A 17411-nucleotide genomic window follows, 5' to 3' on the forward strand; every position below is an offset into this window, starting at 1 on the left:
GTAACATTGACCAAGTCTTGGTTTTTGCTTCTTTTGACCAAGCAAAAGAAGGAGAGCCGCCCGCCGATGAGGGCAAAAAAAAATGATTAAAATAAACCTTCCTTTAACCTTAACAACCTCTCTCGGAAATTTGGTTGATCCACTTCGGCGTGAGACGAAAAAGAACGTTTATTTTTTATTTGGCCGATGGGATATAAAATGCGATTTTAATTTATCCAATCCAATATTCTCTTCTTTTTTATCCAATTCAAATAGCCACACCTTTTCGCCAAGTATATTATTTATCTCTTTGGAGTTAATCAAATCCAGGGGCTTTACCCTTAATTCCTTACTTAGCGGTTGGGTTTGCGTCTGTTGGCTGCGCGAATGGCGGATGAGTTGAAATTGAAAAGTGGGCCATTTCCCTACTGCCGAAAAATTTGCAGTGTACACTTGTGCGTAATCATTTTTCGGGATACTATTGGCAAATATACCTGTCGTTTTGGAACCTGAAATCTCCGATATACTAACAAGCAACTCAAAAGAAGTCTCATTGATCATGTAAAATTTGGCTAAACCATCTTTTTGCTCGCCCGCTACCGCCAGATATATACCCTTGTCCATAAAAGGTCCCTGTACACTTGGTGAGCTATCTTCAATGTCGTCTTCGGGTAAACGCATGTTGCCGTGTACCAAGGTGATCTTCGTTTTTAGTACAGGGATTTCGAAACCAGTGTCATCTGTTACACCAATTATATCATTGGCTTGTAGAGACGTAATATGTCCCTCAATCGGTTCGTCTACAAATCGTACTAAATCTCCTATTTTGAATTCCATGTGTGTTTGTCTATTAACTGTATTAATTTTTCGATATCGATTTCGTTATTGTACAGGTGTATACCGATACGTATCCCCGTTCCCCGTGGAAAACATTTGAGTCCGTCAGCCAGAAGGGCCGGGTAGAAATCTTGGGGTATTTGTATGTTGATTAAAGATGATTTTATTTCTTTTGTTTTTATAAATGGAAGAATAAGGTCTCTACTTGTAAGTTCGTCATATGCCAACATGCTCAATCGATGAATATGCTGTTGTATATTCTCTAATCCGATCCCTTTCAAAAATCGAATAGATTGCTGTAATGTACCGTGACTTAACGTATCTTGGTGCCCCGGTTCGAAATAAGTATCCAAAATTGATTTTTTGGCCCACATACCCTCTTGCGGACGAGGACGGGACTGCGCATCCTCATAAATTTTTGACGCAAGATCTTTTGATATCATCAAAAAACCATTGCCAAATCCTGCCATCATCCATTTATAACCACTGGTGCCTACAGCGTCAAATCCGGAATTATCGAAATCAAAGGGTTCTGTTCCTAAAAATTGAGTCGCGTCGCCAATGATTATAAGATCTGGGAACGCCACCTTTAACTTTTTGATGAAATCTAAATTCACTTTTAGACCTGTAATATATTGGACGATACTTAATAGTAATACATTCGGTTTATTCTCCGTAACAGCATTGAAGATGTTTTCTTCTAGATTTTCATTCGCTTCGATATAAAAATGTGGGAATCCCCTACTTATAATAGGATAATTAAGTGAAGGATAATCCTCAGAGATTAATGCGAAGCTAGTATCTGCGGAGAAACCTTCAATGAGGGTGTTGAATCCAAATGAAAAGTTAGGTACACAAAATGTCCGATCGGTGCTGCAATGAAATAATTCAGCAATGTCTTTTTTGACTTCGGTAATAAATTCGCCTTGTTGTTCACGCAGCATACCGGAAGGTGCAAAAAACGCGGCATCCCGATGTTGCCTCCAAATGTGATGGCTTTTGGGCATTAATCCATTTCCTGGCGTGTTTAGATAGATTATATTTTCTGGTACATCAAAATGTTCGTTGTAGTCCATCTGCATTCAAGGTTTGTTGTTGTAAAATATCAAGATATTGTTGTTGTGGCATATAGACGGCACCCATGCTTTCTAAATGTGATGTATGGACTTGACAGTCTATTAATTCCAATCGAAAATTTTGGACTAAGAATATGAATGCTGCTTTGGAAGCATTTGAAACTTTAGAGAACATGCTTTCTCCACAAAATACCGTTCCCACCAATACGCCATATAATCCTCCTACCAACTCGTTGTCTTTCCAAACTTCTATGCTATGGGCAAATCCTAGACGATGAAGCTCAGTATATGCTTTTCGCATATCAGCGATAATCCAAGTTCCATCCTGATCTTTGCGGTGAATGTTGGAACAATTTCCAATAACCTCCTGGAAAGCAGTATTGTATGTGAAACGAAACAAAGTGGCCGCCAGGATCTTTTTCATACTCTTGCTGACTTTAAGCTGATTCGGATGTAAAATGAATCGACTATGCGGAGCATACCAAAGAATTGGAGAATCATCCGAATACCAAGGAAATATACCATTCTTATATGCAGTGAGCAGTCTTTTGGGAGTTAGGTCGCCACCAATTGCTAACAGTCCATCATCTTCAGCATACTTAGGATGGGGAAAGGACAAATTCTCGCTTTCTAATTCAAAAATCATGTATTTAAAGAATCTTCGTCTAGCAGAGAGACCGTATGGATGAATTAATCTGGCTGTCTATCTTCTTTACTTATTTCATCGAATAATTTATCCATGTGTTCGACATATTCATTTGTGTCGTCCAAAAAGAACTCTAATTGAGGAACCACACGTGTTTGGTTCTTAATCTTGAGGCCTAGTTTATAACGTATCTCGTTTGTTCTCTTTTTAATGTTAGCGATGTCATCCTTAGCCGTCGTGGTATTTAGAAAACTAAGATATACGCGAGCTATGGCTAAATCCGGTGTTACGCGTACTCGAGTCACCGTAATGAATGCACCTGGTGCCCAAGTTTTTCCATCGCGTTGAAATAGTTCGGCTAAATCTTGCTGAATAACGCCTGAAAAGCGTTGCTGTCTTTTGCTTTCTGTTCCCATGCCTGTTAGATTGTGTTAAATAAAGCAGCTATTTTCTATGTTATATTACAAATATACTAATTTAGTAAGCAACAAAGGGATGACATGGATTAAATAAAAAATAAGACCTGTCGTGGGCATTGACAGGTCTTAATCAAAAAAATAGTTTATAACTGGATAGAATAATTTCTTGTTCAAGTTTTAAGACTTTGAGGTCTATCATCATTTAGTTTGTTTATCTCTCGGTCATAAGGTCTGTGAGTATTAACTCACTTTTCTTATAATTTTCATCTCCCTTGTGATACAAACATAGATATATAATTTCTTACCGCAAAGATGTTTTTTAAAAAAAAGTGAGTGATTACTTATAAAGTACGTTTCGGCTCCTTGAAGCCATATAAATAGCGAGATTTTATATTACCCCGTTTACGCGTCATGTTAGAAAGCCCTTTCTTCAAGGTGCTTTGGTAGATCAATGTAGTCAATACCTTTGGACCACCAATCTGGTGATTCACTTGCTTTAAGATAATGGTCAAAGAACTCCATCATACGCACGGCATAATCCTTTTGATTTACTTCTTTACGGAGCCCGTGATTTTCACCGTTATAGGTGAGCATTACTACGGGTTTATTGAGTCGACGAAGTCCGTTAAAATATTCAATACCCTGCGTGTAATCTACAGCACCATCTTTATCATTGTGCATAATGACCAAAGGCGTGTTTACCTTTTTGATATGATAAACAGGAGAATTTCTCGCAAAGGCATCCCAGTTATCCCAATATCCTGTTGTCAAACGACCTTGACTGGATTCAAATATACTTTGATTCGTAGAACCAGAATTCCAATAAATCAAACTATACATGCTGATCATATTCGTTAAAGGAGCTCCTGCTACGGCCGCTTTAAAGATGTCTGTCTGCGTGATCAAAAATGAGGTTTGGTAGCCACCCCATGAATGTCCTTGTAATCCTACTTTATCCCCATCCACTATGCCTGTTGCTATAGCGGCTTTAACAGCCGGTACCACGCAAGCTACGGCCGACATTCCGGGGTCGTTGAGCTTGTATGTAATATCCGGCATTAACACTGCGTAGCCATTACTATTATATACGGCCCTATTAAACCCGCCACCGGGAAAAGCCGGATTGGAATAGGTGTTCGTCCCATCGGTTAATCTTTCGTAGATATAGGTTATGGTAGGATATGCTTTGCCTTCCACATAATCTGCCGGTAAAAACAACGTAGCCTGTAAGGTATCTCCAAAATCATTTACGTAGCTAATTAATCTCGATCCAGATGAAAAAGCAAATTTTTCCATATCTGGTGTGTTTGAGGTTAATTTCAATTCATCTTTTAGTGATTTGTCCGCACTCGTGAAGAGCTCAGGGGATTCATTGCTCTTTTCTTTGCTGTAGAAAAACCGATCACCGTTTTTGGTTTTGTTAAATAGTCCAACAGATATATCCGTTAATGATAAAACTTCTAATGTATGTTTATTGGCCGACAGCAGAGCGATTCCCGATTGTTTCGTATTATCGTCGAAGATCGTAAAATATTGATCTTTCTTTAGATCAATAAATTCATCATCCTCATAAATTTTATTATAACGAGCGGGGGTTAGTTTTCTGGCCTTCCAGTTATCGGTCAGACTGATGTAGTTTTTTCCATCTGCTGAAACCTTCCAAAGGTCGTAATTGTCTTTTAGAAGAACGTATTTTCCATCTTGGGTCCAACCGAAATTCGAAGTAGCGGGCTTTGAGACATTGTGGTCGTCAAAAGCGTCAATAAATGAAGTCGGGATCTTTTCGGTGAGATTGGTTTTTTCTAAGGTAGCAATATGTAGTGAGTAATAATTGCCATCGTGATAATAAAGTAGGTAATCAGCCGATGGTGAAAAACTTATACTTCGTGCCGCATTTAGATATAATTTCTCTATCCCCAGTTTTCTACCACCCGTTTTTACGTCAATGATATATAGATCGGCATAACGTTGTCCGCTGAGGCTTGACTCGAGTTCATATGGCTTGAAATCCAGTCCATAGCCAATTTGTTGCGTAGGGGCAAGTGCGATAGAACGCACATTACTATCTGCTAAGGAAGTGAATCTATTGTCTTTAACATACAGCGCGCTCATAACCACATAGTTTTTGTCGGATTCTAACTGATTACGTTGGCTGGATTGTAGCCTTTTGTCTTGCCAATTCCAAATAATCATATCTGGCTTTTCTAAGTCTTTTTTGTCACTGTCGTTTTGTTTTTTAGGGGCGGCGTTTGCGACTTTCGCGGACGTTGTGTCAATCGCTACCGTGTCCTTCGCTAGAGTTATCTTTTGATCCGTACTGTCTTTTGCAACACTGTCAATTTTAGCTTCGCCTGATCTTTTGTCTTCTACCTTCTCGATTTTGGCGATACCAAAGAATATTGTGCTTAGATCTTTACTCCAGTACGGAATACTATTTTGACTTATACCGTATCCGGCTGTAATTTGGTTTTCATCTAAACCCGTATAGGTAAATAGCTCCCTTTGATCTCCTTTGATATTTTTAACCCCAATTAGCGTGTAAATGGGCTCTTTATAGTTTTTGTCTTTCTTTGATTTAAGTAAGGCAAATGCTGTACCCTCTTTATCCCAATTGATTTTAGTATAATTCGCTTTATCATTCTGCAGGACGGAATTTACGCCTGTTTTTAGCTCTAAAAGGAAAACCCCGTTTCCGTTTTTTCCATCTGCATCGACGGTATATGCAAGGTACTGTCCCGATCTATTGAACTTGAAATCACTAACATTCCCGAGATTAAAGCTCTTTTTATTCTCCAAATTATAAAGGAGTAAGTCGCTTCCTTTTCCGGATTCTGCTTGTGAGCCGTCGGGTCTACCGGCATTTTTTGAAAAACGAACAGCTATCCATTTGCCATCTTCATTTGAAAATTGGACCGACTGTACATTGTCAAAAACAATGGAAGCTGTATCCGAGAGCGCAACGATTTTTAGTTTTTTTGAGATTGGCTTTTTAGCTTTCTCATTGGCTTTGATGTCTTTGTAACTCGGTGATTCAAAAAAAGCAATGTATTTACTGTCATAGTTGAACTCGATAAGACTTGCTTGTCCGCCGATCTTATAACGATAAGCAGTCGTGTCAAGTGTTTTTCGCAACGTAAGATTGAGGTCTCCGAGAGTAGGGCCGGAAACAAACGCGGCCCATTTGCCGTCGTTTGTATATTGCATACCGTTCATCCGGATATAAGACCAAGACGGAATATCTTTCCAGCTGATCGGTGTTTTGCTTTCTTGTGCGTAATTTGTCAGCCAGACGACTTGTAAACAAAGAAAAAGGAAAGTTTTGATGTTCATAGAAGATGTTATATTAATTGTCGGTCGTAAATTTAGCTAAATTAAAGAATGATGTATTAAATGGTTGTATTTGTATGGAAGATTTTACGTTGGAAATGGTATTTTTGCTCGGGAGATTTAAATATACCGATCTCATCAACCATTAAAAAAGACAAATTGATGAAAATCTGGCAGAAAAATATTGATGTAGATTCCTTTGTTGAATCATTTACTGTAGGGAATGATAGGGCCATGGATATGCATTTGGCGACAGCTGACGTGTTAGGGTCATTGGCGCATACACGCATGTTGAATGCTATTGGATTAATGACAGCAGAGGAACTGGCTGTAGTGCAGGTTGAATTAAAACATATCTATAGCGAAATCGAACAGGGTAATTTTGTGATTGAAGATTCGGTGGAAGATGTGCATTCTCAGATAGAAATGTTATTGACAAAACGTATAGGTGATGCTGGGAAGAAAATCCATTCAGGTCGCTCTAGAAATGATCAAGTTTTGGTGGATTTGAAGCTCTACTTTCGTTCTGAAATTCAACATCTAGTCGGACAAATAACAATTCTCTTCGAACAATTGATTACGTTAAGTAATCAGCATAAAGATGTTTTGATTCCCGGATATACACATTTGCAAATCGCGATGCCCTCTTCCTTCGGCTTATGGTTTGGTGCATATGCGGAGAGTTTAGTGGATGATTTGGAAATGATGAGGGCTGCATGGCGGGTTTGCAATAAAAATCCCCTGGGGTCGGCTGCCGGCTACGGTTCTTCGTTCCCCTTGGATCGTACCATGACGACGACGTTGTTGGGCTTCGACGAATTAAATTACAATGTGGTATATGCACAAATGGGTAGGGGGAAGACAGAACGTATCTTAGCACAGGCGATGAGCTCTGTTGCTGCAACTTTAGCAAAGTTTGCAATGGATGTGACGTTGTTTATAAATCAAAACTTTGGATTTATCTCATTTCCTGCAAATCTTACGACAGGATCGAGTATCATGCCCCACAAGAAAAATCCGGATGTATTTGAATTGATTCGATCGCGCTGCAATAAAATTCAGGCTTTACCAAATGAGATTGCCCTGATGACGACAAATCTTCCGGGAGGATATCACCGCGATTTGCAGCTGTTGAAAGAGAATCTGTTTCCAGCATTTCAATCGTTGAGTGACTGTTTGGAAATCGCTAAATTTATGCTCGAGCATATCACGGTAAAAGAGAATGTGTTGGATGACCCAAAATACGACTATCTTTTCAGCGTAGAAGTTGTAAACAATGAAGTGTTAAAAGGAGTTCCATTTCGGGAAGCGTATAAGAATATCGGTTTGGCGATTGAGGATGGAACTTTTAAGCCATCTAAGGAGGTACATCACACGCATGAAGGAAGTATAGGTAACTTATGCAATGACCAAATTCAGCGGATGTTTAATGAGGCAAAAGCCGGTTTTGGATTTGAAAAAGTAGATGCGGCACTGGCGGAGTTGATAAAATAAGAAATTCGGCCTCCTAAAAGGCCGAATTTCTTATTTTACGATATTAAACTTATAGCTGATCTGTGATTGAAATTCTTCTCCAGGTCGTAATATAACATTTGGGAAATTCGGTTGGTTTGGGCTATCTGGATAGTGCTGCGCTTCGAAGCAAAATCCACCCCGTTTCACGTATTTATTTCCAGACTTCCCCACATCATCAGATAAGAAATTACCGGTGTACAATTGAATGCCGGGTTCGGTAGTGTACACTTGGAGTTGGATACCAGAGTCTTCAGCATATGCGGTAGCGGCGACTTCAGGTAATGAGCTTGGATTTATAAAGGTGTGATCATATCCGCTGCCTGCTTTTATTTGCTGATCTTCTTGATCAATATCCTCCGAAACTTTTTTTGAACCTCTGAAGTCAAAAGGTGTATTTTCTACCGAAGATTCTTTGCCAAAAGGAATCTGATTATCATCAATTGGAAGAAAGTGTGTCGATGGAATTTGAAGAACATGACCTAGAATATCGCCATTACCTTCACCATTGAGATTGAAATATGCGTGGTTCGTCAAGTTGATCACGGTAGGCTTATTAGTTGTGGCTCTAAAACGGATGATAATCTCATTTTCGTTCGTCAGTTCATAGCATACGTTGAGTTTTACTTCGCCGGGAAAACCTTCTTCACCATCGGGCGAAACGTAATAAAAATCTACTTTTTGTTTGAAACTCACCTGTCTGTCCCACACTTTCGAATGAAATCCCCCCTCGCCACCATGGAGATTGTTTGTGCCGTTATTTTGCGCTAAGGTGTAGTCTTGGCCATCCAGACTAAATTTTCCATTTGCTATTCTATTTCCGAAACGTCCAATCGTTGCGCCGTGATATTTTTCTTGCGCATGAAGGTATCCATCTATGGAATCAAAGCCGAGAACAACATCCACTAAGTTTCCGCGTTTGTCTGGTACCAACGCACTTACTAAACGAGCACCATAGTCCGTCAATGCGACTTGCATACCTGCGGGATTCGTCAAGACAATTAAATGCGTATTGTTGCCTTGTATGTTGCGTACAAAGTTCGAAGGCTCGGGCAGGGAATAAGTTGTCATAATATATTATTTAATGACATAAAAATACGTATTTTTAAGTTATTATTGAATTATATTATGGTTCATCAAAAAACCTTTTACGTATTCTATTTTTACGGCTTGCTATTTCTTGTGTTATATGGATTAGGTATCGGTAAATCGTATTCGGCTACAGTTCAAGGTTCGCTCTCTTTTCTTGTTTTTGATCTAAATCAAGTGTTCAACATACTGTTTATCTTTTCATTTAGCTGGGCGCTGCTTTATCAACTTACACTAAAATGGATGTATTTGGCTAATTGGACTTCGGCACATGTACTATTGTACACCTGTCTCTGTATTTCGTTGACGGTATATTGTTACTACGATTCTTCATACTACGCCAAACTGCAGTTGGTAGAGTTTAGTTCGGATGGTGAGTGGCATCAATTAATGGATAGACACGCTGCGGTAAGACGAAACTTCGCTATTTTGTTTGTTATACTATTGCTGGGGCAAATGATTTATGTTGTCAATCTTCTTGCTGGATTATTATCTTGGCGGAAGAACCGCGTTTCGCAGTAATTACAATTGAGCATAGGACTCATCGTAACACTGTAGAGGGAAATAGCTAGGTATTTTAATTTGCGACCTGGGCTTTCTTTGGGGCAAGCTAGGTGTTTCATGTTTTTAGCTAGGTTTTTTGTGCTGCCATCTAGCTGTTTTGTATTTTCACCTACCTTTCAGAAAAAAACAGCTACCTTTTAGAATAGAAGACCTAGCTTTCGAAACAGAATAGCTAGGAGTTAGAACGAAACACCTAGTCTTCAGAATAGAAAGCCTAGCTTTTAGAACAAGATAGCTAGCGTTTAGGGCCAAATACCTAGCCTTCGGAACGGAACAGCTAGCTTTCGAAACAGAACAGCTACCTCTTAGAATAAAACACCTAGCGTTCGAAACAAAACACCTAGCTTTTTTAACAAAACACCTAGAAGTGAGCTTTTTGGGTATTGCTAGTTTTTTTAGCTAAAAAAGCGGGTTTAAAGTTCTTTTAGCCTATATTTTTGGTTGAGAATAGGTGTTTTTTTATGAAGAAAAGGTTTGTTTCTGAGCCAAAGCGGATTTTTGTACCCCTGAATATTGGCTCAATTACAAACCTTTTTTTAAATATTTTGATTGAGATAAAGGCATTTTATCTAAGTTTGCTCAGCAAAATCCGAATATTACATGAACTGGAAACAACTGTTATCTGCAAAACGATGGGGCTATGAAGCGCGTATACCGAATGATCAATTTGATGCACGTTCTGAATTTCAACGAGATTATGATCGGTTGATTTTCTCCTCTCCATTTCGTCGTTTACAGAATAAAACACAGGTTTTCCCACTTCCGGGAGCGGTATTTGTGCATAACAGGTTGACCCATAGTCTAGAGGTAGCTAGTGTAGGACGATCGTTGGGAAGGCTGTTTTATAATCTCATGAAACAGCAGAATCCGGATCTCGATACGGACTATCCTTTTTTGCAGGAAGTAGGGAATATTGTTTCAGCAGCATGTTTATCCCACGATTTAGGGAATCCCGCCTTTGGACACTCAGGTGAAGCTGCCATATCGTCTTTTTTTACCGAAGGAAAAGGACAGAACTATCAAAAGGAAATGACCGAAGAAGAGTGGGCAGATCTAACCCATTTTGAAGGTAATGCAAATGCCTTGCGAATTTTGACACATCCTTTTAATGGAAAAGATGGTAAAGGCTTTGCGTTGACTTATGCTACGTTGGCTTCCATCGTGAAGTATCCTTGTGCGGCTATAGATGGACACGTTAAAGGCAATCATCACCGTAAGAAATATGGTTTTTTCGATTCAGAGAAAGAGGCTTTTGAAAAAATAGTAGCCGAACTGGGCTTGGAGAAAGATCCCACTAACCCACATGGCTACTTGCGCCATCCATTGGTATATTTGGTGGAGGCGGCTGACGATATCTGCTATAATATCATCGATCTTGAAGACGCGCATCATCTGAAAATACTTTCCTATGAGGAGGTAGAGGAATTGCTGTTACCTTTATGCGGAGACGGAGATCTGAGAAGTCGGTTAGCTGGATTGGCGGATAGTGGTAGCCGGGTGGAATTGCTGCGGGCTAAAGCGATCAACACCCTGATCAATGGCTGTGCAGGAGTTTTTGCCAGAAATCAGGATAAGTTTTTAGCCGGCACATTTGAAAGGCCACTGATCGATGCATTAGATCCGCAAATAGTTGCGCAGATGAAGCGAATAGAAGAAATATCGGTAAAGCGCATTTATAATGCACCAACAGTAGTACAGATAGAAATAGCGGGTTTCAAAGTAATGAATGCCTTGCTGGAAGAATTTATCCCCGCTTATTTGAAAGTGGATAAAGGTCACTTTGATAAAAAGATCGTTGCCATGATTCCGCAACAATTTCATACTGATAGAACGGATACGTATTCGAAAATCCGTGCCGTATTAGATTATGTCTCCGGGATGACCGATATCTATGCCGTAGATTTGTATCGGAAGATGAAAGGTATTTCAATACCGTCTTTATAAACACAAGCGTCTCAATACGCATATCTCAATACTATATTTGTTTTTTACGTATAAAAAATTTATTTTTGTCGTATAGAAATACGTTGTAAAACTAATACCGAAAGGAGTATATTATGGATGCTAAAATCACGTTGTCATTTGACGAGCAGGTTATAAAAGAAGCCAAAGCTTTTGCTACAAAAAATGGCGTGAGCCTGTCCCGTCTCACCGAGTTTATATACAAACAGATAACTTCTGATAATTATAAATCGCTGGATGAATTACCAATTTCGGATTGGATCAATACCATCGCCGAAGAAGGCATAGAATATACAAAGACCCCTTCCCGCAAACGGCTGAAATCCGAGTTTTATAATGCCAAGAAATGAGAATTTTTGTCGATGCCAATGTGATTGTGGCGGTGTTGAACAGGCAATACCCCTTGTTTCCATATGCTGCGCGTATTTTAAGCCTGTCGGACAATCCGGGATATACGATTTATACTTCTCCCATCTGTCTCGCTATCGCCTTTTACTTTGCTGAAAAGAAAAGCGGTACCCTGCAAGCCAAAAGCAAAGTTGCAGTGTTGTCCGAAAAATTGGAGATTACTACAACGGATATGGATGCGGTACGATCGACCGTTGAAAATACTGCCATCCATGATTTTGAAGACGGGCTGGAATATTATGCGGCACTTCGCTCGGCTTGCGAAATGATTATATCGGAAGATGTTTCGGATTTTTATTTTTCAGAAATTCCGGTGCAGAATTGTGAAACCTTTTTGAAATATATATAGAAGCGCGACATGCGTATTTCGATGTGCGAATAGTGTCTCAAATCGCACTATGCACTACTCAATTCAATAGTACTAAAAAAAAAATGAAAGTTGTAATAGCGGAAAAGCCTTCAGTGGCTCGGGATCTGGCTCGTGTGATGGGTGCAAAGGAAGTGAAAGATGGATACATTGCTGGCAATGGCTATGCATTTACCTATGCTTTTGGACATTTGGTGCAATTGTGTACTCCTCAGGCCTATGGTTACAATACTTGGTCGGTTTCCAATCTCCCAATTATTCCCCAACAGTTTCGTTTGGAAGCAAAAAAAATCCGGAAGGATGGAAAGCAGCTCGATGATGCCGGAGCCCTGAAGCAACTGAATACGATTAAGAGGTTGCTGGATGAGGCTGACGAAATCATTGTGGCTACGGATGCTGGACGAGAAGGGGAATTGATTTTTCGTAATATTTATTATTATCTGGGGTCTAAAGTTCCTTTCAAGAGGCTTTGGATTTCCTCCCAAACAGACAAAGCAATCAAAGAAGGTTTTGCGAAACTTAAAGAAGGAACGGAATATGACAGCCTGTATATGTCTGCCCGTTCGCGTTCGGAATCTGATTGGTTGATTGGTATCAACGCCACACAAGCAATTACTTTAGCAGCGGGTAACCGAGGTCTGCTTTCATTGGGACGGGTACAGACGCCAACTTTAGCGATGATCTGTTCGCGTTATTTGGAGAATAAGGACTTCAAGCCACAGGCATTTTTTAAGATACAAGCGGGGTTTGAAAAGGATAACATTAAATTTAAGGCAACCTCAGACAAGATTGAGAGGCGGGAAGTCGCAGAAGAAGCTATTTCAAAGATAACGGTTGGTTCGCAAGCAAAAGTTATAAAAGTTGAAGCCAAAGAAACCAAAGAACCCCCTCCGTTGCTGTTTGATTTGACTTCGTTACAGCAGGATGCGAACAAGAAATTTGGTTATTCGGCAGATCAAACGTTAAGTATTGCGCAAACACTTTATGAAAAAAAAGTGATTACCTATCCACGTACCGGTTCCCGGTACATCGGAGAGGACGTTTTCGAAAACATCGAAGAGCTATTCCAGCATTTAGCCGATACAGCTGAAGAAAGTATAGCCGCGATTTCGCGTAATCTGATAGGTGCGAAGCTGAACAAACGGTCGGTCGATGATAAAAAAGTAACGGATCACCATGCTTTACTGGTGACAGAGGAAAAGCCGGGACCGATGGTCAAAGAACAGCAAAACATCTACAATATGATTGCTAAGCGCATGGTGGAAAGTTTTTCAGAAATTTGTTTGAAAGATATCACCACAGTAACCATTGACGCGCACGGGGTGGAATTAATCGCAAAGGGAACCGTTATACGTCAGTTTGGCTGGCGCTTATCTGCAGATCAAGTGGAATTGCCTGACGAAGATAAAAATGCAGATGATCAGGACAACGAAAACGCGCAACTTCCAAAGCTTGCCAGTGAAGAATTATTGGAAATACGCTCCTTAGAATTGGCGGAGCGGTTTACGAAAGCCCGGCCGATCCATACCGAAGCTTCTTTGCTGAAAGCTATGGAGACCTCAGGAAAGGAGATCGAAGATGATGAGATGCGGCAGGCCATGAAAGATTGTGGACTTGGTACACCTGCTACGCGTGCAGCAACGATTGAAACATTATTCCAACGTGATTATATCAAACGCGATAAGAAGAAATTGATTCCTACCGAAAAGGGATTGACGGTTTATAACCTGGTGAAAGACCGTTCCATTTCAAAAGTGACCTTGACAGGTAAATGGGAACAGAAATTGGAAGAAATGCGTGCGAATAAAGTTTCGTATGATGTGTTTATGAAGCACATTAAGGATTATACGGCCAAGATCACAAAAGAGCTATTGCAGCTTCGCATCTCAATTGCGCAAGAGGAGGTAAAACCTCTACAAAAAGGAAAAATTAAATGTCCAAAATGTCAAGCCGGTTCTATTTTGCTTTATGAAAAGGTCGCTCAATGTGATCATTACGCAAGAGGTTGCGATTTTAAAATTTGGCGCGTATTAAACGGAGTTTTGTTGGAGGAGAAAGAGATGAAAAACTTATTGGAAAAAGGCAAAACTTCTGAACTTAAAGGGGTGAAGACCAAAGAGGGGAATATAGTTGATGCACCTCTAGTTTTTGAAAATTTTAAAGTGAATGTGGGATAGTGTCTTGAAACCTGTACCTTTGTGCACGATATGGCGACAAAACTTTACAACCCGTTTTTAGATTTTAAATTTGATAATAAAACCTGCTTCCTCACAGGGCAAGAGTTGCAGTCTCCCGATGAACAGATACAAGTTTTTCCTTTTTGGATGATGCGTGCCTTTGATCTGGAAGGGAAGCCTTTTAAAATGTTGGATGAAAGTTTTCTGACTTATAAACAATTGCAACTTCCCTGTTCGGCTTCGGCTGCATCGGCTTTTGAAAGCGTAGAAAGACAAGTGGAGCAGGCTATGGGACGAGGATTTGACGCGGTAAAGAAATTAGATGACATTACGTTGTTTCAATGGGTTTCCAAAATTTTATATGGTGTAGTCTTTAACGAGATACAAGTAGGTATCCGTCAGGCTTCGTTGTCGGGCGAAGCCATGAACTTTTCGCAAGCTTTGGTACATAAGTTTCGCAATCTTCATGCGATGTTACAATCCATTGTAGTACCGATGGAATTTGAACATAAAAATCCGTTTAGCATTCAGGTTTTTCCCGTAGAAAACCCACCGGAAACTTTTTTGTATCGAGATGAAATCAATACCCTGGTATTCTCTCTACGGATGAACGATTTTGCTATAATAGCGACATTACAAGACAACGGTACACATAGCGTCTATCATGAAGAGGCATTAGAAAAAGTAGCGGGACACAAGTTGCATCCCATACAATTTGAAGAAATATGTGCCCGTTATTTTTATTCGGCCTACCTTTTTAACCGCTTGCCTGACTATACTTATATGGAAACTCCACAGAAAGTTTTCGTCGAACCTATGCCTTTAAACGACTTTACGTTGAAACCGATTTTCGACAACTGGGTCGTGAAAACCTATGGACAAGTGTTGGAAAATTTTTGGAAACCTTGGGGCTATCTTTTGTTTGAAATTATCAAGAACCCCGAGTATCCGATGACTTTTCTAACGGATGATCAAAATAATTTTAGAGAAAAAATTGATTTGCCACTGAATTAATCTGATGGAATGTTCGTAACTTGAGGAATTGAACGTTATTAGAGCAAAGGAGATGGTTATGAAATGGTTTTGGGTAGGTATGTGCAGTTGCGTGTTGCTAAGTTTTACAGCTAAAGGCGATATTCCTGTTTCTAAAATAATGTTCTTTTTACAAGATACATCAGTAGTTGAGCATGTCGATGTCTACCCTCAATTTAGGGGAGGAGTTAAAAGGTGGAATGAATTCCTCAGCCGGAATTTAGACATTCGACAAGCAATTTATGCCATGGATAGTACAGCCTATGTTGATTATGGAATTAGGCAAACGGCTATCTTGGAATTTACGGTGTGCGAAGACGGCGAGGTCTGTGACGTGGAGATTGTAAATCGACATAAAATAAGTCCCGAATTTGCGGAAGAAGCAATTCGTGTTATGAATAAATCGCCAAAATGGAGGCCTGGATTGGTTGAAGGTAAACCCGTTCGCACGCGGTTTAGACAATCGGTAACAGCAATACTGGAAGAACAATAGGTTATCCTTAATTATGCGTATTACTGAAAATAGATACAAGATATTATCCTTTGCTACACTCTTTTTCCTAATTTTATTACAATTCAAGTTCCTGATTTCAACATACGAAATTACAAATGCACAATATTTTTCGGAGGAAAGGGAATTATTAAATAGAAAATATAGAGAGGGAATTGTAAATGATTATGTTTACCCGGGAGGCAAGAGAATAATCAATAGCATACTACTACACGAAATAGATACGCTTTCTATCTTATACGATAGCAATAGAAAGGAATTTTTGTCTTATAGTGACGCGATATATGAAAAGGTGATACACGATTTACGTGATGGCCTTATGGACGACACGTTCTTCACTGCTTTGTTACAGGATAATCTTACCGATAACGATCTTCTGCATGGTGTCACGTTACTTGAGTTAAGTGTTACAAAGGACGGTGTGAACTACATCCCACTTGCTAAGCAGAATAAGGATGGGTATCTCGATATTCCAATCGATGGAAATCTTCGTACCCTCAATAAGCACAATGAGGTAGCACGTGTAACCGTTAGTAGCCCTGACCCCAACACGTACAGGATATCGTTTGCATTGTATGTTGACCATCAATCAAGGCCTAAACATGTAATGCTTCAGATGCTGCCTGTCTTTCTGCTTTCGTTGATCAGCTTAGCAATGGTGATTATCGTATATATCATGATCTATCAAAACTGGCGTAAGCAGAAACAGCTGTCATTGATGACCACTGATTTTTTGAATAGCGTAACGCATGAATTTAATACGCCTTTAGCGTCGATAATCGTTGCGAACCAATCGTTAAAGAACCTACAAGTCACTGACGATAAGTTGCAGTTGATCCATGCGGTTATACAACGGCAATCGATAAGGTTGCAGCGTCTCATCAATCAAACAATTAGTGTTACAAAGTTGGAAGAAGATTCTGTTGACAGGAATCATTTTGATATTCAGGATTTACTACGACAGATTCTATACGATTATAATATCAACAAGAACGGTGAAGTCGAGATCCACTTCGACGATCGCGTAGGACCCTCGGCAATGCCGGTGTTGTTGAATGAGTTTTTGTTTACTACGCTTGTTTTCAATTTGCTAGATAACGCGGTGAAATTTAACACAAGTGTTAAAAAACGGATAGATGTTTCGTTAAAGAACATTAATAGTGAGTTGCAAATTTCCATTTCCGACAATGGCGCAGGAATTAGCGAAAAGGCAAAAAGCAAGGTGTTTGACCAGTTTTACCGCGAGTCTGGACAGTTAAAAAAAGCGGGCTTGGGATTAGGACTTTTTTATGTGAAGAAAATTGTTGACTTTCATAAGTGGCGGATCAAGTTAAACAGTACGGTTGGAAAGGGGTCTGAGTTCATTATTATTTTAGGTAAGCATTAGATCGCTATTACACAGCATATACCGTGCTGTTAAAAATGATAGACTATTTTAATAAGGTACCGTTAGGGGCTCGAATTAGTAAGACCCTACTCCGGTGAATGAGATGTAGAAAAGCATA

General features: G+C 39.7%; 15 protein-coding genes. 9 read left to right on the top strand and 6 right to left on the bottom strand.

Annotated elements, in window-relative coordinates; translation table 11 throughout:
* Positions 1–168: 168 nt before the first annotated feature.
* From C4F40_RS21395 to C4F40_RS21415, 5 genes are all read right to left on the bottom strand, one after another.
* Positions 169–816 (bottom strand): hypothetical protein, encoded by a 648-nt coding sequence (locus C4F40_RS21395; protein WP_196941466.1) that lies wholly within the window; start codon positions 814–816, stop codon positions 169–171.
* On the bottom strand, positions 801–1892 hold the full coding sequence (locus C4F40_RS21400; RefSeq protein ID WP_231390172.1) for an aminotransferase class V-fold PLP-dependent enzyme: 1092 nt from the start codon (positions 1890–1892) through the stop codon (positions 801–803). The genes C4F40_RS21395 and C4F40_RS21400 overlap by 16 nt, the downstream gene beginning before the upstream one ends.
* Complete coding sequence (gene aat / locus C4F40_RS21405) at positions 1870–2538, bottom strand: leucyl/phenylalanyl-tRNA--protein transferase (protein WP_196941468.1); 669 nt, start codon at positions 2536–2538, stop codon at positions 1870–1872. Before aat ends, C4F40_RS21400 begins: the two co-directional genes overlap by 23 nt.
* Positions 2539–2582: 44 nt before the next feature.
* A complete protein-coding gene (rbfA, locus tag C4F40_RS21410) occupies positions 2583–2954 on the bottom strand; it encodes a 30S ribosome-binding factor RbfA (protein WP_196941469.1) in 372 nt (123 codons plus the stop codon).
* 417 nt (positions 2955–3371) lie between these two features.
* Positions 3372–6287: an alpha/beta hydrolase family protein gene (locus tag C4F40_RS21415; protein WP_196941470.1), complete on the bottom strand. Its 2916-nt coding sequence runs from the start codon at positions 6285–6287 to the stop codon at positions 3372–3374.
* 159 nt (positions 6288–6446) lie between these two features.
* On the opposite strand from C4F40_RS21415, the gene argH reads away from it, so the two are divergent.
* The gene (gene argH / locus C4F40_RS21420) at positions 6447–7778 is read left to right on the top strand and encodes an argininosuccinate lyase (protein WP_196941471.1); all 1332 of its coding nucleotides are present in this window, start codon (positions 6447–6449) and stop codon (positions 7776–7778) included.
* Between the two features lie 30 nt (positions 7779–7808).
* Here argH and C4F40_RS21425 read toward each other — a convergent pair whose 3' ends face one another.
* Positions 7809–8867 carry an aldose epimerase family protein gene (locus C4F40_RS21425; protein WP_196941472.1) on the bottom strand — a complete coding sequence of 353 codons (1059 nt, stop codon included), beginning with the start codon at positions 8865–8867 and terminating at the stop codon, positions 7809–7811.
* Between the two features lie 57 nt (positions 8868–8924).
* Here C4F40_RS21425 and C4F40_RS21430 point away from each other — a divergent pair, with 57 nt between their 5' ends.
* The 8 genes from C4F40_RS21430 (at position 8925) to C4F40_RS21465 (ending at position 17293) form a co-directional block, all read left to right on the top strand.
* Positions 8925–9407, top strand: coding sequence for a hypothetical protein (locus C4F40_RS21430; RefSeq protein ID WP_196941473.1), 483 nt, complete (start codon positions 8925–8927; stop codon positions 9405–9407).
* A 642-nt stretch (positions 9408–10049) separates the two neighbouring features.
* Positions 10050–11393 carry a deoxyguanosinetriphosphate triphosphohydrolase gene (locus C4F40_RS21435; protein ID WP_196941474.1) on the top strand — a complete coding sequence of 448 codons (1344 nt, stop codon included), beginning with the start codon at positions 10050–10052 and terminating at the stop codon, positions 11391–11393.
* A gap of 113 nt (positions 11394–11506) precedes the next feature.
* A complete protein-coding gene (locus C4F40_RS21440; protein WP_140936864.1) occupies positions 11507–11761 on the top strand; it encodes a DUF6364 family protein in 255 nt (84 codons plus the stop codon).
* On the top strand, positions 11758–12168 hold the full coding sequence (locus C4F40_RS21445; RefSeq protein ID WP_196941475.1) for a PIN domain-containing protein: 411 nt from the start codon (positions 11758–11760) through the stop codon (positions 12166–12168). The genes C4F40_RS21440 and C4F40_RS21445 overlap by 4 nt, the downstream gene beginning before the upstream one ends.
* 83 nt (positions 12169–12251) lie before the next feature.
* The gene (locus C4F40_RS21450) at positions 12252–14363 is read left to right on the top strand and encodes a type IA DNA topoisomerase (RefSeq protein ID WP_196941476.1); all 2112 of its coding nucleotides are present in this window, start codon (positions 12252–12254) and stop codon (positions 14361–14363) included.
* A gap of 30 nt (positions 14364–14393) precedes the next feature.
* Positions 14394–15377 (top strand): hypothetical protein, encoded by a 984-nt coding sequence (locus C4F40_RS21455; protein ID WP_196941477.1) that lies wholly within the window; start codon positions 14394–14396, stop codon positions 15375–15377.
* Positions 15378–15435: 58 nt separating this feature from the next.
* A complete protein-coding gene (locus C4F40_RS21460; protein WP_196941478.1) occupies positions 15436–15888 on the top strand; it encodes an energy transducer TonB in 453 nt (150 codons plus the stop codon).
* 13 nt (positions 15889–15901) lie between these two features.
* Positions 15902–17293 carry a sensor histidine kinase gene (locus C4F40_RS21465; protein WP_196941479.1) on the top strand — a complete coding sequence of 464 codons (1392 nt, stop codon included), beginning with the start codon at positions 15902–15904 and terminating at the stop codon, positions 17291–17293.
* The last annotated feature ends 118 nt before the right edge of the window (positions 17294–17411 follow it).

Source organism: Sphingobacterium pedocola (assembly GCF_015209965.1).
In the GTDB taxonomy this organism is placed as follows: Bacteria; Bacteroidota; Bacteroidia; order Sphingobacteriales; family Sphingobacteriaceae; genus Sphingobacterium; species Sphingobacterium pedocola.

What these genes read in the sequence shown, in the direction of transcription:
- C4F40_RS21425 (WP_196941472.1), bottom strand. Translation starts at nt 8,867, where the DNA reads ATGACAACTTATTCCCTGCCCGAGCCTTCGAACTTTGTACGCAACATA.
- aat (WP_196941468.1), bottom strand. Translation starts at nt 2,538, where the DNA reads ATGATTTTTGAATTAGAAAGCGAGAATTTGTCCTTTCCCCATCCTAAG.
- C4F40_RS21395 (WP_196941466.1), bottom strand. Translation starts at nt 816, where the DNA reads ATGGAATTCAAAATAGGAGATTTAGTACGATTTGTAGACGAACCGATT.
- C4F40_RS21435 (WP_196941474.1), top strand. Translation starts at nt 10,050, where the DNA reads ATGAACTGGAAACAACTGTTATCTGCAAAACGATGGGGCTATGAAGCG.
- C4F40_RS21460 (WP_196941478.1), top strand. Translation starts at nt 15,436, where the DNA reads ATGAAATGGTTTTGGGTAGGTATGTGCAGTTGCGTGTTGCTAAGTTTT.
- C4F40_RS21430 (WP_196941473.1), top strand. Translation starts at nt 8,925, where the DNA reads ATGGTTCATCAAAAAACCTTTTACGTATTCTATTTTTACGGCTTGCTA.
- argH (WP_196941471.1), top strand. Translation starts at nt 6,447, where the DNA reads ATGAAAATCTGGCAGAAAAATATTGATGTAGATTCCTTTGTTGAATCA.
- rbfA (WP_196941469.1), bottom strand. Translation starts at nt 2,954, where the DNA reads ATGGGAACAGAAAGCAAAAGACAGCAACGCTTTTCAGGCGTTATTCAG.
- C4F40_RS21450 (WP_196941476.1), top strand. Translation starts at nt 12,252, where the DNA reads ATGAAAGTTGTAATAGCGGAAAAGCCTTCAGTGGCTCGGGATCTGGCT.
- C4F40_RS21400 (WP_231390172.1), bottom strand. Translation starts at nt 1,892, where the DNA reads ATGGACTACAACGAACATTTTGATGTACCAGAAAATATAATCTATCTA.
- C4F40_RS21455 (WP_196941477.1), top strand. Translation starts at nt 14,394, where the DNA reads ATGGCGACAAAACTTTACAACCCGTTTTTAGATTTTAAATTTGATAAT.
- C4F40_RS21465 (WP_196941479.1), top strand. Translation starts at nt 15,902, where the DNA reads ATGCGTATTACTGAAAATAGATACAAGATATTATCCTTTGCTACACTC.
- C4F40_RS21415 (WP_196941470.1), bottom strand. Translation starts at nt 6,287, where the DNA reads ATGAACATCAAAACTTTCCTTTTTCTTTGTTTACAAGTCGTCTGGCTG.
- C4F40_RS21440 (WP_140936864.1), top strand. Translation starts at nt 11,507, where the DNA reads ATGGATGCTAAAATCACGTTGTCATTTGACGAGCAGGTTATAAAAGAA.
- C4F40_RS21445 (WP_196941475.1), top strand. Translation starts at nt 11,758, where the DNA reads ATGAGAATTTTTGTCGATGCCAATGTGATTGTGGCGGTGTTGAACAGG.